The organism is Vibrio pomeroyi (genome assembly GCF_024347595.1).
Taxonomy (GTDB): Bacteria; Pseudomonadota; Gammaproteobacteria; order Enterobacterales; family Vibrionaceae; genus Vibrio; species Vibrio pomeroyi.
The window spans coordinates 1,250,292-1,273,359 of sequence record NZ_AP025507.1 but is presented as its reverse complement, the minus strand read 5'-3'; the positions used below and the strand labels follow the sequence as shown (position 1 = coordinate 1,273,359).

Annotated in this window: 27 protein-coding genes; 5 read left to right on the top strand and 22 right to left on the bottom strand. The window is 44.1% G+C overall.

Going from position 1 to position 23,068, the window contains the following annotated elements; genetic code table 11:
• Window positions 1–39 precede the first annotated feature (39 nt).
• The gene (locus tag OCV12_RS21690; protein ID WP_261887152.1) at window positions 40–297 is read right to left on the bottom strand and encodes a hypothetical protein; all 258 of its coding nucleotides are present in this window, start codon (window positions 295–297) and stop codon (window positions 40–42) included.
• Here OCV12_RS21690 and OCV12_RS21685 point away from each other — a divergent pair.
• Window positions 269–1,420: an MFS transporter gene (locus tag OCV12_RS21685; RefSeq protein ID WP_017632410.1), complete on the top strand. Its 1,152-nt coding sequence runs from the start codon at window positions 269–271 to the stop codon at window positions 1,418–1,420. The genes OCV12_RS21690 and OCV12_RS21685 overlap by 29 nt on opposite strands.
• Window positions 1,421–1,527: 107 nt before the next feature.
• On the opposite strand, the gene OCV12_RS21680 is transcribed toward OCV12_RS21685, so the two are convergent.
• The 3 genes from OCV12_RS21680 to OCV12_RS21670 all read right to left on the bottom strand — a co-directional run bounded on the left by OCV12_RS21680 (window position 1,528) and on the right by OCV12_RS21670 (window position 3,492).
• Complete coding sequence (locus tag OCV12_RS21680; protein WP_017632411.1) at window positions 1,528–1,869, bottom strand: winged helix-turn-helix domain-containing protein; 342 nt, start codon at window positions 1,867–1,869, stop codon at window positions 1,528–1,530.
• Window positions 1,870–2,023: 154 nt separating this feature from the next.
• Window positions 2,024–2,347 (bottom strand): winged helix-turn-helix domain-containing protein, encoded by a 324-nt coding sequence (locus OCV12_RS21675; protein ID WP_370779744.1) that lies wholly within the window; start codon window positions 2,345–2,347, stop codon window positions 2,024–2,026.
• A gap of 251 nt (window positions 2,348–2,598) precedes the next feature.
• Complete coding sequence (locus OCV12_RS21670) at window positions 2,599–3,492, bottom strand: helix-turn-helix domain-containing protein (protein WP_261886112.1); 894 nt, start codon at window positions 3,490–3,492, stop codon at window positions 2,599–2,601.
• A gap of 50 nt (window positions 3,493–3,542) precedes the next feature.
• Between OCV12_RS21670 and OCV12_RS21665 the strand changes: the two genes are divergently transcribed.
• Window positions 3,543–4,940, top strand: a complete 1,398-nt coding sequence (locus tag OCV12_RS21665) for an MATE family efflux transporter (RefSeq protein ID WP_261886111.1) — start codon at window positions 3,543–3,545, stop codon at window positions 4,938–4,940.
• Between the two features lie 109 nt (window positions 4,941–5,049).
• On the opposite strand, the gene OCV12_RS21660 is transcribed toward OCV12_RS21665, so the two are convergent.
• Window positions 5,050–5,445, bottom strand: coding sequence for a nitrous oxide-stimulated promoter family protein (locus OCV12_RS21660; RefSeq protein WP_261886110.1), 396 nt, complete (start codon window positions 5,443–5,445; stop codon window positions 5,050–5,052).
• Between the two features lie 3 nt (window positions 5,446–5,448).
• Window positions 5,449–5,964 carry a GNAT family N-acetyltransferase gene (locus OCV12_RS21655; protein ID WP_261886109.1) on the bottom strand — a complete coding sequence of 172 codons (516 nt, stop codon included), beginning with the start codon at window positions 5,962–5,964 and terminating at the stop codon, window positions 5,449–5,451.
• Between the two features lie 97 nt (window positions 5,965–6,061).
• Here OCV12_RS21655 and OCV12_RS21650 point away from each other — a divergent pair, with 97 nt between their 5' ends.
• Window positions 6,062–6,271 carry a DUF2986 domain-containing protein gene (locus OCV12_RS21650; protein ID WP_171731484.1) on the top strand — a complete coding sequence of 70 codons (210 nt, stop codon included), beginning with the start codon at window positions 6,062–6,064 and terminating at the stop codon, window positions 6,269–6,271.
• Between the two features lie 115 nt (window positions 6,272–6,386).
• Here OCV12_RS21650 and OCV12_RS21645 read toward each other — a convergent pair whose 3' ends face one another.
• The 9 genes from OCV12_RS21645 to OCV12_RS21605 all read right to left on the bottom strand — a co-directional run bounded on the left by OCV12_RS21645 (window position 6,387) and on the right by OCV12_RS21605 (window position 13,074).
• Window positions 6,387–7,310: a metal ABC transporter substrate-binding protein gene (locus OCV12_RS21645; protein ID WP_261886108.1), complete on the bottom strand. Its 924-nt coding sequence runs from the start codon at window positions 7,308–7,310 to the stop codon at window positions 6,387–6,389.
• Window positions 7,311–7,312: 2 nt separating this feature from the next.
• The gene (locus OCV12_RS21640) at window positions 7,313–8,188 is read right to left on the bottom strand and encodes a metal ABC transporter permease (protein WP_065206162.1); all 876 of its coding nucleotides are present in this window, start codon (window positions 8,186–8,188) and stop codon (window positions 7,313–7,315) included.
• Window positions 8,188–8,922, bottom strand: coding sequence for a metal ABC transporter ATP-binding protein (locus tag OCV12_RS21635; protein WP_261886107.1), 735 nt, complete (start codon window positions 8,920–8,922; stop codon window positions 8,188–8,190). Before OCV12_RS21635 ends, OCV12_RS21640 begins: the two co-directional genes overlap by 1 nt.
• A complete protein-coding gene (locus OCV12_RS21630; RefSeq protein ID WP_102361645.1) occupies window positions 8,922–9,857 on the bottom strand; it encodes a metal ABC transporter solute-binding protein, Zn/Mn family in 936 nt (311 codons plus the stop codon). The genes OCV12_RS21635 and OCV12_RS21630 overlap by 1 nt, the downstream gene beginning before the upstream one ends.
• A gap of 16 nt (window positions 9,858–9,873) precedes the next feature.
• Window positions 9,874–10,470 carry a DUF6162 family protein gene (locus tag OCV12_RS21625; RefSeq protein WP_261886106.1) on the bottom strand — a complete coding sequence of 199 codons (597 nt, stop codon included), beginning with the start codon at window positions 10,468–10,470 and terminating at the stop codon, window positions 9,874–9,876.
• The gene (locus OCV12_RS21620; RefSeq protein WP_017062543.1) at window positions 10,467–10,802 is read right to left on the bottom strand and encodes a hypothetical protein; all 336 of its coding nucleotides are present in this window, start codon (window positions 10,800–10,802) and stop codon (window positions 10,467–10,469) included. The genes OCV12_RS21625 and OCV12_RS21620 overlap by 4 nt, the downstream gene beginning before the upstream one ends.
• 115 nt (window positions 10,803–10,917) lie before the next feature.
• Window positions 10,918–11,754, bottom strand: a complete 837-nt coding sequence (locus OCV12_RS21615) for a DUF4198 domain-containing protein (RefSeq protein WP_261886105.1) — start codon at window positions 11,752–11,754, stop codon at window positions 10,918–10,920.
• 100 nt (window positions 11,755–11,854) lie between these two features.
• Entirely contained in the window at window positions 11,855–12,373 is a 519-nt protein-coding gene (locus OCV12_RS21610) for a DUF2271 domain-containing protein (protein WP_261886104.1), read from the bottom strand.
• A gap of 71 nt (window positions 12,374–12,444) precedes the next feature.
• Window positions 12,445–13,074 carry a PepSY-associated TM helix domain-containing protein gene (locus tag OCV12_RS21605; RefSeq protein ID WP_261886103.1) on the bottom strand — a complete coding sequence of 210 codons (630 nt, stop codon included), beginning with the start codon at window positions 13,072–13,074 and terminating at the stop codon, window positions 12,445–12,447.
• A gap of 343 nt (window positions 13,075–13,417) precedes the next feature.
• Between OCV12_RS21605 and OCV12_RS21600 the strand changes: the two genes are divergently transcribed.
• Complete coding sequence (locus tag OCV12_RS21600; RefSeq protein WP_261886102.1) at window positions 13,418–13,738, top strand: hypothetical protein; 321 nt, start codon at window positions 13,418–13,420, stop codon at window positions 13,736–13,738.
• 93 nt (window positions 13,739–13,831) lie between these two features.
• On the opposite strand, the gene OCV12_RS21595 is transcribed toward OCV12_RS21600, so the two are convergent.
• The 7 genes from OCV12_RS21595 to OCV12_RS21565 form a co-directional block, all read right to left on the bottom strand.
• Window positions 13,832–15,010 carry a tetratricopeptide repeat protein gene (locus tag OCV12_RS21595; RefSeq protein ID WP_261886101.1) on the bottom strand — a complete coding sequence of 393 codons (1,179 nt, stop codon included), beginning with the start codon at window positions 15,008–15,010 and terminating at the stop codon, window positions 13,832–13,834.
• Window positions 15,007–15,627, bottom strand: a complete 621-nt coding sequence (locus tag OCV12_RS21590) for an energy transducer TonB (protein ID WP_008219721.1) — start codon at window positions 15,625–15,627, stop codon at window positions 15,007–15,009. Before OCV12_RS21590 ends, OCV12_RS21595 begins: the two co-directional genes overlap by 4 nt.
• A 19-nt stretch (window positions 15,628–15,646) precedes the next feature.
• Entirely contained in the window at window positions 15,647–16,051 is a 405-nt protein-coding gene (locus OCV12_RS21585) for an ExbD/TolR family protein (protein WP_004739212.1), read from the bottom strand.
• A complete protein-coding gene (locus tag OCV12_RS21580; protein ID WP_010429842.1) occupies window positions 16,048–16,608 on the bottom strand; it encodes a MotA/TolQ/ExbB proton channel family protein in 561 nt (186 codons plus the stop codon). The genes OCV12_RS21585 and OCV12_RS21580 overlap by 4 nt, the downstream gene beginning before the upstream one ends.
• Complete coding sequence (locus OCV12_RS21575) at window positions 16,608–17,984, bottom strand: MotA/TolQ/ExbB proton channel family protein (protein ID WP_261886100.1); 1,377 nt, start codon at window positions 17,982–17,984, stop codon at window positions 16,608–16,610. Before OCV12_RS21575 ends, OCV12_RS21580 begins: the two co-directional genes overlap by 1 nt.
• Window positions 17,984–18,751: a DUF3450 domain-containing protein gene (locus OCV12_RS21570; RefSeq protein ID WP_261886099.1), complete on the bottom strand. Its 768-nt coding sequence runs from the start codon at window positions 18,749–18,751 to the stop codon at window positions 17,984–17,986. Before OCV12_RS21570 ends, OCV12_RS21575 begins: the two co-directional genes overlap by 1 nt.
• A 178-nt stretch (window positions 18,752–18,929) precedes the next feature.
• Window positions 18,930–21,047 carry a TonB-dependent siderophore receptor gene (locus OCV12_RS21565; RefSeq protein ID WP_261886098.1) on the bottom strand — a complete coding sequence of 706 codons (2,118 nt, stop codon included), beginning with the start codon at window positions 21,045–21,047 and terminating at the stop codon, window positions 18,930–18,932.
• A gap of 560 nt (window positions 21,048–21,607) precedes the next feature.
• Here OCV12_RS21565 and OCV12_RS21560 point away from each other — a divergent pair.
• Window positions 21,608–22,912, top strand: coding sequence for a dicarboxylate/amino acid:cation symporter (locus tag OCV12_RS21560; protein ID WP_076651207.1), 1,305 nt, complete (start codon window positions 21,608–21,610; stop codon window positions 22,910–22,912).
• Window positions 22,913–23,068 lie beyond the last annotated feature (156 nt).

Below are 23,068 nucleotides of genomic sequence, written 5' to 3'. Positions count from 1 at the left end.
TAGAAAATCACGCATTTAATTAAATTCTAGTCATCGTAATTAAATTGCTATCGCCTTCTCTATTAAACGACCGATGAACAAAGGTTTAACGGCTTTTTGACCACATAAAATCTCGTCAATTAACCAAATATCGTAACGGTATTTTAGTTTCGTTAGTCGATAAAATTCTTTTATCTTAACGACCATTTTTATTCGTTTTACCCAATTCAGTTTCTCCCCCATAGTCGCGGAAAATTCATCGTTTCTTTCACTATCGGAGGCTCCTGCATTGGACAACATCCAACCAACAACTCGCATAACCGTTCCAGTTATTGCACTGTCTTTCTACGCGATCGCTTCAGGCTACTTGATGAGCTCTTTGCCATTAATGCTGTCTGAATATGGCCTAGACAGTAATCTATCGAGTTGGTTGGCGAGTGCCTTTTACGCAGGTCTTCTAGCGGGTACGTTATTGATTGAGCGTGCCATTGCTCGTATTGGTCATAAAGACGCGTTCGTAGTGGCACTGAGTGTGTTCATTGCAACGATCCTTGTGTTGCCATTGATCCCACATCAAGCGGTATGGCTATTGGCTCGTTTTGTTGCTGGTGTAGCGGTAGCAGGCATTTTCGTAATTGTTGAATCATGGCTTATGAGCGGTGACGAATCACAACGAGCTAAACGCCTAGCGATTTACATGTGTTCACTATACGGCGGTTCTGCGGTTGGTCAACTCGGTATTGGTTACCTAGGTATCACAGGCGGCGTACCTTTTATCGCGATGTTCACACTGCTATTTGGTGCGATCATTGTGCTGATGTACGGACAAGCAACACCACCACAGATTCACGATGCTCAGTCTCTGTCTCTAAAACAGGTCAGCAAATTGAGCCACAGCGCTTTAATTGGCTGCATTGTGTCTGGGCTTACACTGGGTGCTATATACGGTTTAATGCCAGTAGAGCTTGCTCAACGTAACATTGCGCATGAAGACATTGGTGGCTTGATGGCTTTAGTGATCATGGGTGGCATGGCTGTACAGCCGATGGTGACTTGGTTATCTCACCATGTAGGGCAAGTGTTGTTAATGGCTTTGTTCTGCCTATTAGGTGTTGCGAGCATTGGCGTACTAACGATCAATCATGACTTCTACGTACTAGGCATGAGCCTGTTCGTGCTAGGCATGGCAACGTTCGCGCTTTACCCAATTGCAATTAACTTGGGCTGCCGTAACTTAGATCCAAGCTACTTGGTGTCAGTGACTCAAATCATGCTGCTTTGCTACAGCATAGGTTCAGTTGCAGGTCCAATCGTGGCAGACAGTTTCATGGATTCTCAAGCAGGGTTATTCACTTACCTGTTCGCGTCTCTGCTAGCGACAACGATCTACATGCTGATCGCAAGCCTAAAACGCTCTCCGCTACAAATCGCTGGCGAGTAATCGCTTTTAATCTTGTAAGATTGAACGATACACTGAGGGGCTCTTCACCAAAGACGATAAGTCTGAAGGAAGCGCCCTTTTTTATACGCGATACTTAGTGGTGAACACTATGGTTGAAACACATAGCCTTCGCCAGTGATCGTTAAGATCAATCCATCACCAAGAATTGAGCGTATCTCTGAAATAGCGACAATCACCGAAGAGTTGGTGACCTTCTCACCTTCCCAACCGATGTTTTTTAGCTGGCGGACACTGAATAGTTGTCCACGATGACGATTCATAGAGAGAATCATTTTTCTGTAAGCTAATGGCATCGTTCCAACGATATAACCATTTTCTAGATTGCGTATGAGCTTTGTGTTCAGCTCAATAACCTTTCCGTTTACCTCCAAGACCTCGTTTTGTTCTACACGTTTACCTTCAATTACAGGGGAAGAGTCCGTATTCATATAATATTCCCTAATAGAGCAACCAACGACACAACTTTATTAAGAGATGTGTTTAATAACGTCACTTATAAATGGACGCTTAAAATCGAAGATAATGAAAGCAGCGTATACGGTAAAGAGATTAAATTTTTATTATAAGAATATGAACAGAATATCAACAGCAGGGTCTGGGCTCTAACAAATAGCCTTCATTCGGTATGGTATAGATGCATTTACAGTCTATCATTCTGCGAATTTCATAAATGGCAACAAGCACTGAAGCGGATGTCACAGACTTACCAGGCCACCCTACACGCTTGAGAATATTCTTGCTGATGACCACGCCTTTGTTCTGGTAAAGATAGAAAAGTACCTTACGGTGTGGTTCAGATAATGTCCCGACGATTGACCCGTTCTCTTCCTTTCGGACCAATTTCGTTTTAGTATTCACTTCTCGCCTGTTAAGAACGATTACCCGTTCAGAACTAAAGTCCGGCATGTCCGTTATATCTTGTGGCATCACTTACCTCTTATTTTGTGAATCAGCCATACCGATTTGCCTAGGCATGACCATAAAAGTAAGAGAAAAGTACATAACCCCGATCGTTAACAATACAGTAAATCTACTGCATTCTTCAGTTATCAGACATCGTAAATGAACACTGTTTTATATTGGATTTTCAGTTAAATTTCGTCCAAATATCAGACACGTTCCTCCGGACCTTTTACTTTGATTTTCAGATCAATAAGTTAGCGTGTCAGGCGGTGACTTTTACGATATTGGCTCGGAGATAATCCAAAATGCTTCTTAAACCGATGTGAGAAATTATATGGGTCTTTATAACCCAGACGATTGGCTATCATCGACACCGACCAATCTTGCTGCTTCAACAAACTAGTCGCTTTATCCATTCTCAACTGAATCAATTTGCTGCGCGGAGAAACATTGAACAGCGACTTCGTAACTCGATTTAACTGCTCTTCACTAATAAACACACGCTCAGCCATGCCTGCTACTGTCCACGCTAAATGCAGACTGCTTTCGATTTCGTTGTATAACGCCTGAACACGTGCCGTGGTGCTGGTCGATTTAGGTTCAAACCCTGTTAACGTGCGTATGATTTCGCTCATCAGCAGCTTTCTGTAACTAGCCCTGCCATCAATTTCAAAGTGAACCAAGTTCATCAGAGACCAGATTTGTTCGCACTCGCCGAAAGGGACAATGCTCTGACCTAAGCTCGCAATATGTTGCCACTGCTGGGTATCAGGCGTCAGCATCCACGCCATTTTCCAATAGTTATATTGAGGATCGAGTTCAAAGCGAAATGGGGTTCCAGCAGGAAGAACCACCAGCGTGTATGGCGTAATCGCTTGCACTGAGGTCTCGGTGGTAAGGATTCCGCCCCCTTCTTGAGTAAAAATCAACGTATGAACATTTACAGATTCACGTTCAACCCAATACGCGTCATGCAGCTTTGCCATGCCACCCATGTAGACACCGCAGCTTTTCATCTCTGGGATATCTTCAACGGTCAAAAAACGTTCTTTACATTGTTCCGCGAGAAAAACATCATCTTGCCACGTTGATTTAGGCTTCATGGTATCAATGACGGATTCGCACAGGTTTTGTTGTTTTTTAAACATGTTGTTACTTCGCTCAAATCACTATAGTTCTGCCATAAATCGGAGAGCTTATGACAACTAACATCAACCCTAACTCATCTATGAATTACAAGCCAGAGAGCATCTTACCTCGTATCGTAAAACTTGGTTTGCCTGTTGCTTTGCAAAGTGCGCTAGTTGCTATTCTTGCCCTTGCTGACGTCTTAATGGTCAGTGACTTTGGTATGGAAGCAGCTGCCGCTGTGGGAATTGCATCAAAATGGCACTTCGTTGCTATTATGATTATGGCAGGGTTGGCCTCAGCAAACGGAACGTTAGTCGCTCAATATTGGGGAAAGAACGACCGTAAAAGCGCGCGCACAGTATCGTCTATCGCGATGGTATTTGGCTTAAAAGTTCTGCTGCCTGTGACTGCAATCATCACTCTTGGTTCCCAGTTTTTGATGATGTTGCAAACCAGCGATCAAACCGTGATTAAACTTGGCGCAACTTACCTTTGGTATGGATTCCCTGTTCTGCTGCTGACTCATATTGTCGTAGTGGTAGAAGCAAGCATGCGCTCATCAGGTGACACCGTAACACCACTATTACTTGGTGCGGTGACGATTGCCCTTAACATCGCACTTAACTTCGTACTCATTAAAGGTGCCTTCGGTATTCCAGCGATGGGCGTTGCAGGTGCGGCATTAGCAACCACTTTAGCGCGCTTGATTCAAGTGGGCTTGATGTATGGCTACATGCGTATGCGTAACCATTGGTTATTAACCACGCCGAGTTCACCACATCGTCCGTCGCTTTGGTTGTCTTATCGTCGTATTGCGCTTCCACTGACCATGAATGCCGTTTTATGGGCAATGGGTACTATGGCTTACCAAATGATCTTTGGTCACATGGGCACAACGGAGCTCGCAGTATTCTCAATGCTCGCGCCTTTTGAGTCGCTGTGCTACTCGATATTCTTTGGTATCTCGGTTGCGTGTTCAGTGTTGCTTGGTCACTCACTCGGTCGTGATGAGTTTGATGACGCTATGAGCATGGGTCTGACATTCATTAAAGCCGTGGTTGGTTTTGGTGCGGTTGTAGGCTTACTATTGTTTATGGGTAAAGAGCATGTTCTATCATGGCTAAACCTGACCACAGACGCTTTATACCCGCTCGCTTCGCCTGCAATGATGATCATGTGCTTTGCTGTCGTGATTCGTATGCTCAACATGGTGATCATTAACGGTATTATTCGTGCTGGTGGTGATAACGCTTTCTGCCTTCGCATGGATTTCATCGCGATGTGGATGGTGGGCATTCCAGTATGTGTTTATGGCGCGTTTGTCGCTGGATGGGACTTCAAATACATCTATGGACTGATGTTAGTAGAAGAAGTAGTGAAATTGGCTATCTGTTCACACCGTTACTTGAGCAGACGCTGGATCAATAACCTAACGGTGACCTACGAAGAGCCACAAGCAGCGTAAATTACAGTTACCTGGCTATATTCAAGCTTAGATAAAACGTATCTACATCAAAAAAGGTCTGAGAAATCAGGCCTTTTTCGTTTCTTTAAAAACTACTTTAAAGCGCAAGTTACTTCTTATTCATTCGAATATGGCGGTTCGACACATTCGGCAATGGCTTTTCCGGCACTTTTCGTTTTTCATGAATCAGATGTCGAATCGCTAAAATAGGATGCTTAAGTAGCATTCTTGGCCCGGCATAGCGCATCACCAATCGCATTTGCTCTTTCGGATCCGGTTTATAGCAGTGAATTGGACACTTGTTACAGGTCGGTTTTGCTTCGCCATAAGGACATCTATCCAGTCGTGTTTCGGCGTAACGCAACAGTTGCTCACACTCCTTACATAACGCGTTATTCTTACGAACTTCACTGTGGTGATCTTTGCAATAGATGTGCACCATCGCAATAACGGTTTTGTACTCCGTTGCAAGCTCGCCTTGTAGAATATTGTTATGTTGGAACATGTTTTAATTACCTAATGAGAAACCGTACAGGTTGAGATTAACGCTTTCGCTGATCACATCTTCAACTCGCTCGAACACAAAACCTAACTTAGTCAGTAATGCGATACTTCGAATGTTATCAGAGGTTGTGATGGCAACTAAATGATCGATATCAGCATTCTGCTTAGCTTGTTCAATTATCACCTTTGCTGCTTCTCGGGCAAAGCCTTGACCATAAAACTCAGGAACAAACCCGTAGCCAATATCATGCGACTCTAAGGTATCCCTTTTGATTAGTCCGCAGATACCAATTGGCGTTGAAGTCTCCTTGATTTCAACCATCAACAAACAAACACCCTTCTCTTGGTGCATTTTGAGAATGTTGTTTTTGATGTATTCGACAGCCTTTTCAGTGTCGTTGATTTCCTTATCACCGATGTAACGCAAGAAATCTTCTGAGCTGTATAATCGTTGAATAAACGTCGCATCTCGAGGTGTGATCATTCTTAATCTTAAACGTTCGGTCTCGACTGCCTGCATAGTGATATTTTCCTTGCTGAATACCATGTAAATATTGAGTTCTAGAGCTAAAATGATTATCCTCCACCGCCTAAACTAAATACAAGGCTATGCAGCAATGAACCGTAAGAAAAAAATCAATCAAATTCTAAAAAAGAAGCAGAAACAGGCGAATTCTAAACTGCATAGTAGCAACAAGCCTCGCTACATTTCTAAAGCTGACCGCGCAAAAATGGAAGCTGAAGAACAAGCGAAAGCAGCTCAAGAGCAAGCTGAAGGTTCAGTAGAAACAACTGTTGAAGCTGAAGAGACAAAAACTGCAGAATAAGCTTAAACTCGCAGTCCTCTTGTCTGACACTCTTTTCAGAGCCAACAGGCAAGAACAAAAAAAGCAGCCTTTATTTGGGCTGCTTTTTTGATCCTACCATTTGTAATCGCGCTGATTAGCCTTTGAATGGCTGCACTTCCCAACGGGCAAACGGCGCTTTTCCATTAATCCCAGCTCTACCCCAACGATCAACAGAATCCACCACTAAGATACGCTCATTCGGTACCAATGATTTAATCAAGTTACTTGGCTTTTTCGCTGTGACTACCCATAGAGCATCGTCTTCTGAGAACATCTCTTTAAGCTTGGCTTTGTCTTTGTCTGTCCACTCAAGCTCGGCTTTGAACATACGCTCTTCAACAAACAATTGGCTGCCAGAGGCAAAATCTTCCAAGCTTTCTGAAAGCAACAATACTGAATCTACGTCATTATCTAGCAATACTGCTTGCTGCTTGTTGATCAGTTCACGAACATCCAACATCACACGTTGTAAGTTACTATCAATCGTTTCAGCTTGCGCAGGCCACAACAACTTAAAGTCGTCAGCCACAATCGCCGCCATACGCGTTAAGTTGGTCGGGTTTAACCACGCGTATTTAGACACATCACCATTCGACAATGTAAGCGCCGCAACGCCTTGTGCACGCGGTGTAATCGCTTGAGCGGCATCAACCTCAACTAAGCGGATATTGCCTTGTCTTGCGTAGACAAAGGTAGGATCCGCTTGCCAGATGGATGACAGTGTTACCGCAACGGTCGCCTTTTCACCCGATTGAAGCACTTTACTCGCACCCTTGGTACCAAACCAATTCGGCAGACGGTCAATACCGTAGCGCTTGGGTGGCAGGTATTCGGTCGTAATGTCCGTGCCTTTGGTTAGCTCTGTCGCCAATGCATAAGTCACAGGTGCACTGGTTAGAATATCTTCTGCATTCACGTTCAGTGACAGCACAGAACCAGCCATTAACACACTACCCAGCACACTCACTTGAGCCGCTGCTTTTACTGAGCTAGCGATACGATTCATTAAACAAGTCATGATTACGCCTTTCTTACAATTCGGTATAGCGTTGCTGCTAGGAAAAATGTTGCAGAAACGATGATGATTGACGCGCCCGATGGCACTGGCAGTTTGAGCTCCATAGGCAATACTGTTCCAACCAAACACGCGATGGTCGCGAGTAATGCCGACAGCAGTACAAAGCTCCCCATACGTTTAGTCAACAAACGAGCTGTCGCACCTGGAATCAGCAATAACGCACCCACTAGAACTGCACCTACGATCTTCACGGCCGCAATTGTTACTAAGGTGATCATCATGACAAACAAATAATCGTAAAAGCTGGTGTTGTAACCACGTACCTTCGCAATATCAGGGCTGATACAAGTCAGGAGAATGCGGTTAAACGTCGGTATCAAGAGCAAGATGATGATCGCGCAACTTCCTGCGAGAATCGCTAAGTCTTGGTCAGTTACGGTAAGAATCGAGCCGAACAATACGTTTTCAAGCATGTGGATATTGATCTTACGAGCAACGTACATCAGCAATGCCGCGCCTACTGCTAGAGCTAATGCTAGAAACACACCGACTAAAGTATCGTATGGTACGTTGGTTCTGTTTCTTACAAAGTGAAGAAGCAGAGCAAAGATCATGCAGAAGCTAAACAGACCAATGATTGGGTTTTCTGGTGGCTCGCCAAGCAAAACACCAATAGCGATACCGGTTAATGCTGCGTGACCGACGGCTTCTGAGAAGAAAGCCAGACGCTTGGCAATCACCAAGGTACCAAGCCCACCTAACAGAGGGCCAAGTAGTAACGCTGCAACCAGAGCATTAACCATAAAGGCATACATGAAGCTGTCTGATAACCAGCCCGCTTCCACACCACTAATGGCAAGTTGTCGTAACCAATCCATTACGCAACCTCCTTCGATTTGGTCATGGCAGAGCCACTGCTGTAGTGCTGGAATAGACTCTCGATTTTACTTGGGTGTAATACTTCTTCGTGTGGACCACTATCAACCAAGAATCGGTTCACAACATGTACGTTCGCTTCGAGTCGACGCACTGCCGTGACATCGTGGTGCACCGCAAGGATCGTACGACCTTCATGAACACATTCACGAATTAACGATTCAAGGTAACGAACACCCTGCTCGTCCATGCCCGTGGTTGGTTCATCCAACACAAGTAGACTTGGGTTATCTAATAGCGCTTGGGCAAACAGCACGCGTTGCTGCTCACCACCAGACAACTGTCCCATACGGCGGTCGCTACGAATCGCCATGCCCACGCGATCTAACTGTGCGAGTGCAAGATCTAATTGCTTAGACTTACGACGCCAAAATAGCGGAATTCGAGTTTGGTTAAGCAGTACGAAATCCATTACCGTCAGGGGTAAGCTCGATTCAAAGGTCGCTTTTTGAGGAACGTAACCAATACTTGGCTTTTCTGGCCAATGAATATTGATTTGCCCAGAGAAAGGCGTCAAACCAAGCACAGAGCGCAGCAAAGATGTTTTGCCTCCACCGTTTGGCCCCATGATCACATGGCACTGACCCGCATTAAGTTCGAGTGAAATATCATCAAGAATTACATTGTTGTCGTATTGCAGACCAAGTTGATTGATTGAAATTGATGGACCTAGCATTATGCGTTCCCGCTTTTAGCTTGGTTAGCCGCAGCAAATTTCATTGCTTCGATTAACGTTTCTAGGTTCTTCTTCATCTCAACTTCCACTTTATCGTCTTCATATTCGCCGTGCGTCATGTGAGAAAAACGGTAAAGCTGAACGCCTGTTTCCGCTTCAATGGTGTCAACAAAACGGTTTGGCATGTTTAGCTCGTAGAACAGAACATCAATGCCTGATGCGCGGATCTTCTCGATGGTCTCTTGCAGCTGGCTAGCACTTGGTTCAACACCGTGTGCCGGCTCGATTACAGCCGCGACATCCACACCAAACTCTTGAAGGATGTAACCATAAGCGTTGTGCGTAGTTGCGACCTTCATACCTGATGTGTCTAGCTCACCTAATGACAACATCGCATCGCGCTTCATAAAGCGAAATTGCTTGGCGTATTTACGCGCGTTCTTACGATAAAACGCCGCATTGTCAGGGTCGAGCTTAGACACTTCACTGGCGATGGTGTAAACCTTTTGAATCGTTGTCGAAAGCCCGACAAAGGTGTGCGGGTTAACGGCGCCTTGACCAACAGACTGACCCAGTGCAGGAAGTAGAGGCACTTCTTTGTTTGCTTCGATCACCACTAAGTCATCACGTTGCGCGGCTGAAATCACTTTAAGCGCGAAGTCATCGTGACCAATACCGTTTACTACGATTGCATCCATCTGGCTCAATCGTTTTAAATCATTGGGTTGTGGTAAATAGTTATGTGGGTTGAAACCTGCGTCAACCAAAGGAAGAATGTTCACTTTGTCACCTACTACGGCTTTCACGTAGCTGTAGTAAGGCTGAAGCGTGATACCAATCGTCAGTTTATCGCTGTCGATCTTATATTCTTTTGCCAATGCATTGGGTGCCATGAACACCGCTAATAACGACATGAACAGAGTCATAATTCGCATAGTAATTCTCTTATTATTAGTGAGCATCGCTTTCATGATGCTGTTCAATTTCTGATTCGTTAACAACCATTTTCCAACCAGTAGACTCAAGCGTGTGTTGGTCAAAAGTAGCTGGCTGTTTCGCTACACCACCCAAGAAGATCCAGATTTCAGGAGAAACGCTGTTCGCGTTTAAAATAAAGGAATCCGCAGAACCATGATCGGTTGGTTTAGCTTGTACACTAGGTGTCGCATATTCACTTGGAGTAGAGAAGTAATAACCTCGCTCGTCCAGTACCCAAGCATGAGAGCCTTTGCGCTTCCAACTCTGATCTTCTACAAACGGGGCAACCCATTCATCTTTAAGTGATGCAACACTCGGCCATTCTCCTTCTGAGTCCATGCGCAGGTCACGAATTTCTTCATGCGCTAAACGCAGCTCTGATAGCATCGCCAAGTTTTCTTGTTCAACATCAGTCACAAGAATTTGATGATCAAGCACTGCTTTAACGTGTGATTCTGCTTGATGAAATGGGATCGCGACGGTTGCAAAGCAAAGGATGAATACAATGATCAGCCCTACCCATTTGCCCTCTCTGCCGCCCGTATCAGCACGTACGCTTTGAATCATCATTTTTCGCTGATCTCAACAACATCAACTTCAACGGGAAACTCATGGCCTGAATCGAACACTAGGTAGAACTCAGTGTCAGGATGTGGGAACTCAACGATCGAACGTTTATCTGTCATCTCTTTTGCAATCAAGTTGTCTTCGTAATCGTACATCTCAACTGCGTAATCAATCGCTTTGCTGCCATCCGAATAACCCGCTTCACAAGCAACAGTCTTGCCTTCAAACCAGCAGCTCATCAGTGGAAAGTGTGCTTGTGCAGGTAATGCAGCGAAACCAAGTCCCAGTGCTAAGCAAGGAGTCATTAAAGCGTTAAGTTTTGTTTTTATTGTCATGGTTCGTACCCTAGCCACAGTGCAAATTCTCAGAAGTAAACTGAGCGATAAAGGGCTCAAATGAGCCCTTAAGTTTTTTGGTTCTTAATCAGGGATCTAGCCCCGATATCACAGACTATTGAAGCAGTGCTTCGAACGTTAGGTGAACGTTCGCGCTTGCTTTGTCTGCCAGTGGGTTGTCAATCAACTCACCTTTGTAGTTCGCTTTCATTACGTAACGACCCGCTACGTCCGGAGTAAACGTGATTTCACCGTTCTCATCACTCACCACATCAATCTGCTCTTGGTGGTTGCGGTAAAGCGTACCTTCACGAGTAATCTCGGCTTTCACGTCTTTCTGGATTTCACCGTTGTAGAAGAACTGGAATGTTACTGGTTCGCCTTCAACGATATCTGAAGGGTGTGTCACAGGCTTCATTTCCAGAAGCTTGCCTTCAATTATGAACACCGAATCCGTTGGCTTACCTACCGTGATGTAGCTTTCTGCACGAGTGAAGCTGATCTGTGTTACCACGTCACGTGACTTTTCAGGCAGAACTGAGTCACGCTCAGCTTTGTTTGCTTTAATCCACTTCACCGTGTCACGGCGACCTGCTTTGTATTGCGTGTAGTAAGACGGCTGGTTGTTGATCGCCACTTTGTGTGTACCTTCTTCTTCAAAATAGAAGTCGAAGATTGAACGACGCTTGCCACGAATAACAAAGTTAGGACGCTCGCTGCGGCCATCAGGCATGATGACATGAGCATTTTCGCTGCCAGCAGGCTTATCAAAAACAAACGTACCGTGAGACGCAGTAACGTCGAACGTTAGCCAATCACCACCTTCTTTAGATACAGTGAAGTGAGATGGCAAAATCCAACGTGGGTGAGCTTGTGCCGTTGTCGTTGCTGCTAGGCCGAATGCCATCACACCCGCTAGAGCAAGTGCTTTGATTTTTGTCTGTTTCATCATGTTCAATTCCATTATTTATAATTGTTAGCCGTGTCGCTCTATCTGAGCCTACGATGACCACTGTCTATTCTGTTCAACTTGGTTTTACTGTTCGTACTTACTATTTAGCGATGTAGTTCAGGGTAATTTCACCCGTCTCTTCCGTTGCTTTTAATTCGTAAGACGCATTTGAATCTGTGAGTGATACTTTTTGGCGAAGATAGTTACGGCCACCGTGTTCGCGAACCACTTCGATATGAACCGTGTACTCGCCCTGCTCTAAGGCTTCACCGCTGTCGCTCTTACCATCCCAAACGAAACGGTACTGACCAGCAGGACGTGTTGCAGACGTCACAGCATCAACCAGTTCACGATCGTAACGGCCAACCTTTCTCCACCAACTACGCAGATCCTTTAGCCATTCGTCTTTACCGACCCAAAGCTCGATGGTTTTCACTGACTTTCGTTCGCTGTTCTCTACCCACACCGCCACATAAGGACGCGCATACATAGAAGTATCAATCTTTGGAAGCTCAAAGCTGACATCCAGTTTTGCCGTATCAGGAATCGCTTGTGCCATACCTAGGCTTGGCAAAAGAGATAAAGCAAGAAGCGCCTTGCTCCAGTTCATTTTTTTCATTTTTAACAACCTTTTAAATCCGTTTAACCTTAAGTTCGCTCTTCAATCCGATTCATCAATCGAATCAAGCTTTAAGGCACGGCGACAAAATAGATAACAAGTGAGATTGCAGACCCAAACACCGTCCATTTGATGGAAGTATTAAGCGTCTTTTTCTTAGGTAACAGTAAGCACACGCCAGTCAGCACAAAGAAGATCATCAATAGCGCTGTGATATCGATAAACCATTTCCATACTTCACCGCTGTTACGACCTTTATGTAGATCGTTCAACAATGCGATAACGCCGTAATTCGTGGTTTCGACTTCTACCATTTCAGACGTAACGTCAACAAACACGGAAGCGTTGTAGCCGGGTCCTTTGAAGTCCATAGACACTTCACCGATGAGCAACTCACCGTCTTCAATCTCTGCGTAGATGTCCAAACCTGAAGGAACGCCGGAAAGGTTAGCTTCTTCAAACAGAAACGTTTCGAAGGCTGTCTCGTCAGCTTTTAAACGCCCGTCTTGGACCGTAAATAAACTTGAAGGAAGCGTTAGCGTAGAGCGTTGAATATTGGGTTGGCTTGATTCAAATAACTCAGGTCGGTTCAGGGTGATACCTGTCACTGAGAAAAAAAGAACCACGAACAGAAGCGCCATAGAAATATAAACATGAAGTCGACGAGCCCATGACTGAACCGCCCTACTTTTTAACGACATACAAACCAATACCTATAAATTTTATGGCGACAATTTAGTTGATAATCATTCGTATTGGCATTCAATTTACATTGTTTACGTTTGCCGAGTGGCGTAAGGAAATTTACATAACATTACATGGGAAGTAATCGAACTGTATGCATATTCTTGCTAACGTGTACTAGAGGGATTTGATTCGTTCTAATAGAGGTTATCGATAACAGGGTCAAAGCTCAAAAAAGCTCAATCTCAACACGCTTAATTGAGATGGCTATAAGGTAACAGTCGTAGCTTTAAGGATAGAAAGTTGGGACTATTTGATCACTGGTTTGATGATAGCTAATGAAGCTTAAAAGGATTTGAAATGCGTATTTTTGTTTTGGCTTTTGCTGCGCTAGCGACTGCGTGTACCAGCCAAATAATCAGCACAGAAGAACATATTCAACAATACATCGGTTCAGACATAACCGATGTACAAGAACGTTATCTCACCGAACGGTCACGCCCTATCAGTTTTTGGGCATCTAGAAACTATGCTTGGATTGAAACCAAGAAACCGTTAGACAATGGTTATACCGTGCATGCCTTTAAAAACCCTTATCGTGACTGCACTATTAATTGGGTTGCTGATACCAGCGGCGTGATTCAAAGTGCAACGTCCAGCGGCACGATGTGCGAGCCTTAATCGCCAAAAATTAAAAAGGGTGTCATTTGAACCATCAAATGACACCCTTTTCTATTGACTACTTTCTCTTGTCTTCTTTTGTGTTAACAGCAGTTAGACGTTGCCGTTATCACTCACTGTTCTTAGCTGAGTCAGATATTTAATCCAACCTTTTGCTTCAGAAGAAGGCTCAATGTTGTTCGCACGTTTCGCTTGAGCAAGAGCATTATCAAGATTCTTTAGCTTGTACCATGAACGTACTTTCGCTAAAGCAACATCGGCTTGCTTGTTCTTGTCTTTCACTTTATCCAAAACAACCAGAGCACGATCGTAGTAACCTTGTTGAACCAGTAATTGAGCCACATTCCAATGATATTGCGTGTCCTTTTTAGACGCTAACGTCCACACTTCAATAGCACTGTCCCACTCTTTCGCTAACTGCCAGTAGGTTGCTTGCTCAGCCAGAAGTTGAACATCGCTGTTCGCGTCATCTAGCTTGGCAATCTCTTGTGCTGCACGCTCTGGAATACCGCGTTTAGCATATAGCTGAGCCAATAATCGACGGTCTGAGTTTTTCAGCTCAACACCTTGTAGATCAGCCAGCGCGAGTGTGTTCAATGCATCGCGGTTGCGCTCTAGTCTTAACTGAATACCCACAAGTTGACGCCACCAGTTGTCTTTTTCTGGCTGAAGTTCAATCAGGCTTTCCAGTGTTGGAATAGATTGCTTCCACTGCTTTAACTGTAGTTGCGCACCCAGTTTTAGAGACAGAGGCGACAGTTCTGATTTTGCATTGAACTTGTCACGATTACCAATCGCTACGAGTACTTTTGACCAGTTCTCGATTTGGTATTCCGCTTGTGCAATTCGCATCCAAAGTACGTCTTTCTTTTCTGCCTCTGGCGCTGTTTTTACTAGCTCATAGTAATGCGGAAGCGCGTTTTTGAACTGCTGATTGTTTAATAACAGATCAGCAAGCATACGCTTCGTTATCCAAGCTTGTTCATCCACCAGCAAATTAGTGTCTACGGCGTAAGTAAGCTGCTTAATTGCCTTATCGGTTTTACCGTCTCGCCAATAAAACACACCCAGCATACGAGCTACGTACGCTTTGTCGTAGCCCTTAGAAAGCTCTAAACCTGCAAGTACGTCAATGGCCTGTTTAACCTGTTCATCTTGAGCAAGCTTATGCGCCTTTTGAACACGAATAGCAGTATATTGGGTTAGCTCTTGTGCCTGTGTTGTAAGGGGCATTAACAACAAGCCCACTAATATCCATATCTGTTTCATCATTTTGCCAACTTAAACTCTAGTTTCACGGTTTGACCAACCTGAGCTATCGCTTTTCCATCGACGACTTTCGGTTGATATTTCCATTTTTTAAGTGCTCTCATCGCTTCACGTTCAAACATACGACGTGGGTTTGCGTCAGTGACTTGAATGTCAATTGGGCGTCCCGTTTCATCGATAGTAAAAGACATAATCACATGGCCTTCAGCTCCACGCTTAAGTGCTTTCGCTGGGTAACGAGGCTCTACTCGATACAAAGGCATTGCCTGTTGGTTTGACCCAAAATCAGAGAATGTCGGTGCGTTAATCGCTAAGCCATCAATGGATGTATTCAAATCCAATGAAGGTAAAGAAGACATCGAATTCAAAGGCGTAACCTCAGCTTGTGACTGAGATGTTTGCGCTTCCGGTGGCGGCTCTGGCATTTCTGGTTTTTCAGGGACTGCACGTTGTCTTCTTTGAACTTCTTGTTCTTGTTCCACCATCACCATGTTGAAACTTAACGTCTCGCTATCGTCTGGTGAACGTTGGTGGCCGTTATCGACCATCCAAGCCATGAAAGAAAACAGCGCTAAGCCCAACGCACCCGCTAGCGGTAAAGCAAGAAATAGGCGAATCATTTATGAAGATCCTCCAAGATCATCGCTTATCAGCAGCAAGCGCAATGTTTTTAACACCAGCACCTTTCGCGGCATCCATCACTTTAACAACGGTCCCGTTGTAAGCGTGTTCATCCGCTTGAATAACCAAAGAAGCATCAGGTTGTTCTAGCAACAAATGTTCTAACGTCGCTTGGACACGTTCAACATCAACGACACGCTTATCAATGAAAATGTCGTTTGCAGAAGTAATCGCAACAAAGATACCCGCATCCTTTTGGCTAACTACGTTAGAAGCTTGTGGGCGATTGACTTCAACCCCTGATTCACGAACAAATGAACTGGTCACAATAAAGAAAATAAGCATGATAAAGACTATATCAAGCATCGAAGTAAGGTCTATTTGAGCCTCTTCGTTTTTAGAATGACGTCGACCGAGTCTCATCGTTGACTCCTTAAAGATTTTTCTAATTTCAATTCTAAGCGGTTACACACTTTCGCTAATCGAGCGTGAACAAACATGCCCGCTAACGCTGCAACCATGCCTGCCATGGTCGGCAGTGTTGCTAACGAGATACCTGAAGCCATCAATTTAGGGTCACTGCTACCTTGTGTCGCCATGACATCAAAAACAGAGATCATACCGGTTACGGTACCTAACAAGCCCAACATCGGACAAATAGCGACTAACAGCTTAATAAAATTCAAGTTTTGGTTAAGCAAGATGCTCGCTTGCCCTAACCAACCTTCACGAATGGCTTTAGCATGCCAAGAAGAGTGATCTTCTCTTTCATGCCATTTCGCTATCCAAGCTTGGCGTTGCTTAGGAAAATAGAACGCAAGATAAAGCACACGTTCTACCACAAGCACCCAATACACTAGGACGACAGCCGCTAGCCACCACAGGACGAAACCGCCCTGCTCCATAAAGCTTGATAAAGACAGCAGCCAGTCACTCGTTAACCAACTCGCTGGTAATAGAGAACCCGACAAAATATCCATTACGCAGCGGTCCCAACTGGTGAAACAACAGCGTTTGATTCAACGGTCTTTTCAGCCTGCTCAGCAACTAGACCAATACCCTGCTTCTCAAGAATATTACGAATGTTTTCTGCTTGAGTGCTAAGAATGTTATGTGCCAGTAGAAGAGGCATTGCCGCAACCAGACCAAGTACCGTAGTGACAAGCGCCATCGAAATACCGCCCGCCATCACTTTAGGGTCGCCATTACCAAACTGTGTAATCACTTGGAATGTTTCGATCATGCCAGTTACTGTACCTAAAAGACCTAACATTGGTGCTAGTGCCGCCAATAGTTTAAGCATCGATAGGCCTTTCTCTAAGTGAGTCTGCTCATCAACAACCGCTTCTAAAAGACGTAGCTCTAACGCTTCAACCGTTTGGTTTTGTTCTTTGTTGTAAACTGCAAGAACACGGCCTAGAGGGTTATCACCCGCTTGCTCAGGGTTCTTAAGTTGCGCGCGAATTTTCTGACGAGCAATAGCTAATGAAACACCACGAACCAATGCGATGATTAGACCAATCGCTAGTAGGCCAAGAATCACTTTACCAACCACACCACCCGCTTGTAGACGGTCAGTTAGGCTTGGCGTAAGTGCTAATTGCTCTAGCATAAATCCGCGAGAAGGATCGACAACCACGTTAGATACTTCACCATTCGCTAACGAAGAAAGTGACGCTAACGTTGGACCATTTTGTGGTTGCTTAAGATAGGCGATCGCATCTTCACGCTGAGTGTTCCAGCTAACATAGCCTTGCTCTGTCACAAGACCAATCGAACCTAAGCGGTAAGCGTCAACTTTGTTTGTATTGCCTTCACCATTAATGAATACAATTTGAGATTTGCTAAGCTCAGAACTTGCTTGAATCTGCTCAACCATGCTCATCCACAAACCAGAAAGCTGTGGCATTGATGGCAGGGATTTAGCATCGATAATTTGGTCAACGGTCGCTGTGTGCTCAGCGCGATCAACGCTATTTACGGTTGAACTAAGCTCTGCGCCTAGTTCTTTCGCGTTTTGACGAACGACACCAAATAACTCACCAAGGCTACCCGTTTCTAAACGCAGTTTTTCTTCTAAACGAGCCAGCTTGTTTTCGTTGTCGCTGAAGGTTTGAGTAAGAACGTCTGTTGCGTTTTGAACCGATGTACGTTTCGCTTCAAGCTCTGCTTTGATCGCTTTAAGCTCTTGTTCAGTCTTTTTGAAGTCAGCTTCACGAACTACGTTGTGAGAAGCTTGAGTGCGGTTTTCGGATTTTGCTTTGTTAACGAGCTGGGCCGTTGAGTCTGAAGCTGAGAAAGCAGAAAATGAAAGTGATGTAATGCAAAGCAATGCTGCTAATGGTTTTAAGTTCATTACTTAACCTCCGCAACAGTTAAAGAAACAGGTAAAGTAATCAAGCTTGGAGCAGCTTGTTGGCCAGCAATATCGTACGCTTTATCTAGCTCTGACTTCATAGAAGAATCAAGTTCTTGCCATTGAGCTTCTGTTTGATTCCAAGCCCAGTATTGGCTGCCATTGAGGTTACGAGCAACCAAAGAGATACGACCTAGGTGCAGAACATCTGCCTCGATTGTTTTATCACTCGCCAATGCGACACGACCTTGGTAAACACCCAGCTTAATGCCGTAGTCCATTTCGATTTGGTATGCCTCTAGGATGCGACGGTATTTCTCAGCATCACTTACGTCAGCACGAATCATCATTGCTTGTAGCTTTTCTACTCTTTCTAGACGCTGTTCTTTCTTAATCGGCACGTCTTTCTCTACCAACTGTTCAAGACCATCGATCATTTGATACATCAATGGCACGACACCTTGGCGTGTGTATTTGATTTCTTCGATCTGATCTTCAATGCTTTGAGCTTCTTGGTTTTGGCTCTCAACTAATGCAGCAAGGTGATCGTGATAGATTTCTAGGTTTTTAACTTCTTCTTGCAGACGCTCAATCTCAGCTTGCAGCATTAAAGTCGCTTGTGAGCTTTTATCAATAACCTTTTGGCTCGAAGCCGACGCGTTATTGGTCTTGTTTTGAATTGATTGAGCTTGATCCAAGCTGTTTGCCATAGAAGACGTTGCAACCAAACTGATGGCAAGCGCTAGGCTAGATTTTAAAAGATTCATAATTGTAGTCATTTACTATAAGAAGAAGGTCAAATGAATTTTATTGATAAGCACTCTCATTATCATTAAAAGTCACTCACATTACTAGGGATATTTTACCAAATAGCAGAACCACGAAAGGGGAAAGCCGAAACTTTCCCCTTAGCATTTAGGCTACCAATAGTACCCTACTAACAAATTAGTATTTCACCTGTAAAGTTGCCATGTAGTTGCGGCCTTCGCCAACAACAACGTTGCTCGTGCTGCCACCTTCAAGGTAATCAGTATCAAACAGGTTCTCTACATTGAAGCGTGCAACGAAATCTAGGTTCTCGTCATACTTCATTGTATGTGCGATACCCATATCTACACGAGTGTATGCGTCTTTTTTGAAGGTGTTTGAATCTTCAGTGTAACGCTCACCTACGTGGTAAACACCAAGGTTTACGTCAGTACCGTTATTGAACGAGTAAGTAGACCAAATACTCGCAGTAAACTCTGGTACGTCAGCAGGTGTTTTGCCTTCAAGAGCTGGGTCATTCTGGTACTCAGCATCTAGGAACATTGTAGATGCACTTACAGAGAATGCTTGAGTCACGTAACCAGTTGCAGCCAATTCAACACCAGTGTGAACTTGTTCACCAACTTGAGTTGTACGTGTTTCTTTGCCGTTATTACTTGCGGGGTCTAGATCTTCAGTCACTTGCATGTTCGATTGAGTGATCTGGAACAATGCTCCTGATACAAACAAACGTTCATCAAACAGTTCCCACTTAGAACCTAGCTCGTAAAGTGTACCTTTCTTAGCATCTTGAGACTGACCAAAGTTCACGTCATCTTGATCTGTGATTTCACCAACAGGTTCGAAACTTTCAGAGTAAACTGCGTAAATTGAACCATTTGAAGCCGGAGAGTAAATTACACCAAACTTTGGAAGAATGTTGTTGTAGCTCTCTTCTTGATTAGAACTGCTCGTCGTTTTGTCGTATGCAAAACGAACGCCACCAAGAACTTGCCACTGGTCGTTAAGTGTTACTAAGTCTTGAACATATAGACCGTAGTGTTGGCTTTCAGAGTGAGATACTTCATTGTCGTTCTTGTAGCTAACGTTAGAAGGCATATCAAAACCATTACCACATGCAGCTTCTGCTTCTGCTTCAGTTGCATTTACACATGTGTAGCCAGAGTCGTATAAACGCTCGTAGTCGTAATGAAGGCCATTAACACCAACAAGTAGGCGGTGGTTTACACCTAGTGCATCGAAATCACCAGTAAAATCTACGTAAGCCGTGTCAAACGTCCACTCGTCGTGACGATCTGATACTTTGTAGCCGTAACCGCCGTTTTTATCGCTGTATACAGTATTGTTCGATTCTGTACGCTGACGCTCGTAGAACTGACGGCTAATACCTGTTTTAACAGACCAAGTTTCGTTTAAGTTAGCAGTTACCGAAGCGCCGTAGTTAGCAACGTCGTTATCTGTTTTAGCGAAACGTTGATCATTAACCGTGTTAGGGTCGATTGCCTTGCCTGTAGAAGTGTCGATTTTAGAACCATTGTCCAAATCGCCCTCTTCGATTGTGCGGTCGTAATGAACTGACAACATGATGTCTTCGTTAATATCGTAATCAACGAATAGACCACCAACAAAACGGTCGGTTTCTACATCTGTGCCATCAAAACGTGTGCGGTAAGAGTCTTGGTTTTCTTGTGAAACAATAAGACGAGCACGTAAAGTTTGGTCATCGTTTAGTGAACCACTTACATCAGCGGTTGTACGCGTGTAGCTATCAGAACCGATATCTTGGCTTACGTTTACTTGAGTCTCGTATGTAGGCTTCTTAGAAACCATGTTAACAAGGCCACCTGGTGCTGATTTACCGTAGAGTAAACCTGCTGGGCCTTTAAGTACTTCAACACGCTCTAATAGCTCTACTGGTTGGCGGTAATGAGACCAATGTTGAACACCGTCACGTAAGTAACCAGAGCTACTTTCTAAATCAAAACCACGAAGAGTGAAACGCTCACGGTTCGTTGATTTTGAACCCGCACCTACAGAAGCGTCGTTCTTAAGAACTTCACCTAGTGTGCTAGCACGCTGTTCATCGATGATCTGCTCATCGATTACTGAAACTTGTCCCGGAGTCTCTAATTGAGTCGCCTCCATGCGCATTGCTGTTGTGTTCGTGTCGGCTTTGTAACCGTAGTCACGACCTTCAACAACCATGTGCTCGTCTGTTTTTACTGTTTCTGCCAATACTGCTGGTGAAGCTAATACTGCGCCGATCACTAAAGCCAATGGGCTCTTTGAAAACATGTCCTTTACTCCGCTTTTATTCTTTTAGACGAACACTTTGTTATTTATTCGATGTGTTCGCTGAACCGTTGCCGGTACCACTGAATTATTTCGGGAGTGAATATAAGTGATAACTATTACCATTTGCATTAAATTTACATTCTTTGCATTCGTAAAGTTTTGTAAAGGCCTATCGGTGGGTCATATTTGAAGAGTTCAACAAAACCAATTCAATACAGATAGTTAAGATTCATTGGCGTAAATCGAGTGGTTATCTTCACCTAATTTTTTGAAACACGGATATAGGCTCAGTCAATTGAAGACGTGAAGATTGATAAGAAAATCATCTCTTCTTATTTACTACCTTTGAAACGACAAATTTATGTATAAAACCCTCGATAAATGTAAATTAATGGTGAATTATTTTGTTTTTATTTGTTTAATTTACACAATTATCAGTGATTTTGATCACATCTATAATTCCAAACTCATTTTTTGTTTTTCGAATTGATTATCCGACTGCTAATCTCCTGCTCACTTTGAAAAGGTATCAAAGTTATAAATAATAAGGAGTGTTCTAAATGAATACCAAGAAACCTATGTCTCTGACTGGTCGAGTAATCCTCGGTATGGTCGTAGGTATATTCACGGGATTTGCCATTCAATCCCTTTTTGCAGAAAGTGGATTTGTTAACAACTACATCGTTAACGGACTCTTTGAAGTAGGCGGGCAAATTTTTGTCGCCAGTTTAAAAATGCTTGTTGTCCCACTAGTCTTCGTTTCACTAGTATGTGGTACAAGTTCCCTTAAAGACTTATCAACTCTTGGCCGTATGGGTGGCAAAACACTTGCACTTTATATCGGTACTACAGCCGTTGCTATCACTCTAGCACTTACTATCGGTAACCTGTTCCAACCTGGAGCTGGTGCGGATCTTACTGCTGCGAGCTCTTTCAAATCAGCTGATGCCCCTTCTCTGGGCCAAGTAATCATCGACATGTTCCCAACCAACCCTATTCAGGCGATGGCTGAGGGCAAAACGTTACAAGTTATCGTATTTGCAGTGTTGTTTGGTATCGCAATCAGTGCAGCGGGCAAACCCGGTGAACGTATCGCTGCAGTTTTCTCTGATCTAAACGAAGTGATCATGAAGCTAGTTGCGCTACTAATGAACCTTGCTCCTTACGGCGTGTTCTTCTTAATGGCGAAACTGTTCTCTGGCCTTGGCTTGGGTGCGATTTGGAACCTAGCAGAATACTTCTTAGTACTTGCAGGTACCCTACTGTTACACGGTCTGGTTACTTACAGCGCAATGCTTAAAGGATTCACAGGCCTTAGCCCGATTACGTTCCTACGTAAGATGGAAGATGCAATCATGTTTGCATTCTCAACAGCATCTTCAAACGCAACGATTCCAGTAACCATGGAAACGGCGAAAAACCGCATGGGCGTAGACAACAAAGTAGCGTCTTTCACAGTACCACTAGGTGCAACTGTGAACATGGACGGTACTGCTATCATGCAAGGTGTTGCGACAGCGTTTATCGCACAAGCCTACAACATCGACCTTTCAATGGGTGATTACCTAATGGTTATCCTAACGGCGACACTGGCGTCTGTAGGTACTGCAGGTGTTCCTGGTGTTGGTCTTGTTATGCTAGCGATGGTATTGAACCAAGTTGGTCTACCGCTTGAAGGTATCGCTCTAATCATGGGTGTTGACCGTCTTCTTGATATGATTCGTACCGCTGTAAACATCACAGGTGATAGTGCCGTATCTATCATCGTGGCGAAGTCTGAAGGTGCTCTTGATGAGTCTCGCTTCAACGACCCAGCTGCCGGCGAGAAAGAAGAAGAAGTTAAGCTAGCACGCCAACAGGCATAATCTAGTTTCTATAACGCTCTTGCCTTCGAGCTAAGGTGTAATTAATGGCTACACCTTAACTCATAAAAAAGCGCATAAACAGAAACGCCACTGCAGATGCAGTGGCGTTTTTTATTGAGTATCGTTTTTAGAATTCGTATTCGGTATTAACTATCT

What these genes read in the sequence shown, in the direction of transcription:
- OCV12_RS21660 (WP_261886110.1), bottom strand. Translation starts at nt 5,445, where the DNA reads ATGTTCCAACATAACAATATTCTACAAGGCGAGCTTGCAACGGAGTAC.
- OCV12_RS21670 (WP_261886112.1), bottom strand. Translation starts at nt 3,492, where the DNA reads ATGTTTAAAAAACAACAAAACCTGTGCGAATCCGTCATTGATACCATG.
- OCV12_RS21595 (WP_261886101.1), bottom strand. Translation starts at nt 15,010, where the DNA reads ATGATGAAACAGATATGGATATTAGTGGGCTTGTTGTTAATGCCCCTT.
- OCV12_RS21580 (WP_010429842.1), bottom strand. Translation starts at nt 16,608, where the DNA reads ATGGATATTTTGTCGGGTTCTCTATTACCAGCGAGTTGGTTAACGAGT.
- OCV12_RS21560 (WP_076651207.1), top strand. Translation starts at nt 21,608, where the DNA reads ATGAATACCAAGAAACCTATGTCTCTGACTGGTCGAGTAATCCTCGGT.
- OCV12_RS21635 (WP_261886107.1), bottom strand. Translation starts at nt 8,922, where the DNA reads ATGCTAGGTCCATCAATTTCAATCAATCAACTTGGTCTGCAATACGAC.
- OCV12_RS21565 (WP_261886098.1), bottom strand. Translation starts at nt 21,047, where the DNA reads ATGTTTTCAAAGAGCCCATTGGCTTTAGTGATCGGCGCAGTATTAGCT.
- OCV12_RS21570 (WP_261886099.1), bottom strand. Translation starts at nt 18,751, where the DNA reads ATGAATCTTTTAAAATCTAGCCTAGCGCTTGCCATCAGTTTGGTTGCA.
- OCV12_RS21605 (WP_261886103.1), bottom strand. Translation starts at nt 13,074, where the DNA reads ATGTCGTTAAAAAGTAGGGCGGTTCAGTCATGGGCTCGTCGACTTCAT.
- OCV12_RS21600 (WP_261886102.1), top strand. Translation starts at nt 13,418, where the DNA reads ATGCGTATTTTTGTTTTGGCTTTTGCTGCGCTAGCGACTGCGTGTACC.
- OCV12_RS21615 (WP_261886105.1), bottom strand. Translation starts at nt 11,754, where the DNA reads ATGATGAAACAGACAAAAATCAAAGCACTTGCTCTAGCGGGTGTGATG.
- OCV12_RS21625 (WP_261886106.1), bottom strand. Translation starts at nt 10,470, where the DNA reads ATGATGATTCAAAGCGTACGTGCTGATACGGGCGGCAGAGAGGGCAAA.
- OCV12_RS21675 (WP_370779744.1), bottom strand. Translation starts at nt 2,347, where the DNA reads ATGCCGGACTTTAGTTCTGAACGGGTAATCGTTCTTAACAGGCGAGAA.
- OCV12_RS21585 (WP_004739212.1), bottom strand. Translation starts at nt 16,051, where the DNA reads ATGAGACTCGGTCGACGTCATTCTAAAAACGAAGAGGCTCAAATAGAC.
- OCV12_RS21630 (WP_102361645.1), bottom strand. Translation starts at nt 9,857, where the DNA reads ATGCGAATTATGACTCTGTTCATGTCGTTATTAGCGGTGTTCATGGCA.
- OCV12_RS21655 (WP_261886109.1), bottom strand. Translation starts at nt 5,964, where the DNA reads ATGCAGGCAGTCGAGACCGAACGTTTAAGATTAAGAATGATCACACCT.
- OCV12_RS21690 (WP_261887152.1), bottom strand. Translation starts at nt 297, where the DNA reads ATGCGAGTTGTTGGTTGGATGTTGTCCAATGCAGGAGCCTCCGATAGT.
- OCV12_RS21575 (WP_261886100.1), bottom strand. Translation starts at nt 17,984, where the DNA reads ATGAACTTAAAACCATTAGCAGCATTGCTTTGCATTACATCACTTTCA.
- OCV12_RS21610 (WP_261886104.1), bottom strand. Translation starts at nt 12,373, where the DNA reads ATGAAAAAAATGAACTGGAGCAAGGCGCTTCTTGCTTTATCTCTTTTG.
- OCV12_RS21650 (WP_171731484.1), top strand. Translation starts at nt 6,062, where the DNA reads ATGAACCGTAAGAAAAAAATCAATCAAATTCTAAAAAAGAAGCAGAAA.
- OCV12_RS21590 (WP_008219721.1), bottom strand. Translation starts at nt 15,627, where the DNA reads ATGATTCGCCTATTTCTTGCTTTACCGCTAGCGGGTGCGTTGGGCTTA.
- OCV12_RS21640 (WP_065206162.1), bottom strand. Translation starts at nt 8,188, where the DNA reads ATGGATTGGTTACGACAACTTGCCATTAGTGGTGTGGAAGCGGGCTGG.
- OCV12_RS21620 (WP_017062543.1), bottom strand. Translation starts at nt 10,802, where the DNA reads ATGACAATAAAAACAAAACTTAACGCTTTAATGACTCCTTGCTTAGCA.
- OCV12_RS21665 (WP_261886111.1), top strand. Translation starts at nt 3,543, where the DNA reads ATGACAACTAACATCAACCCTAACTCATCTATGAATTACAAGCCAGAG.
- OCV12_RS21645 (WP_261886108.1), bottom strand. Translation starts at nt 7,310, where the DNA reads ATGACTTGTTTAATGAATCGTATCGCTAGCTCAGTAAAAGCAGCGGCT.
- OCV12_RS21680 (WP_017632411.1), bottom strand. Translation starts at nt 1,869, where the DNA reads ATGAATACGGACTCTTCCCCTGTAATTGAAGGTAAACGTGTAGAACAA.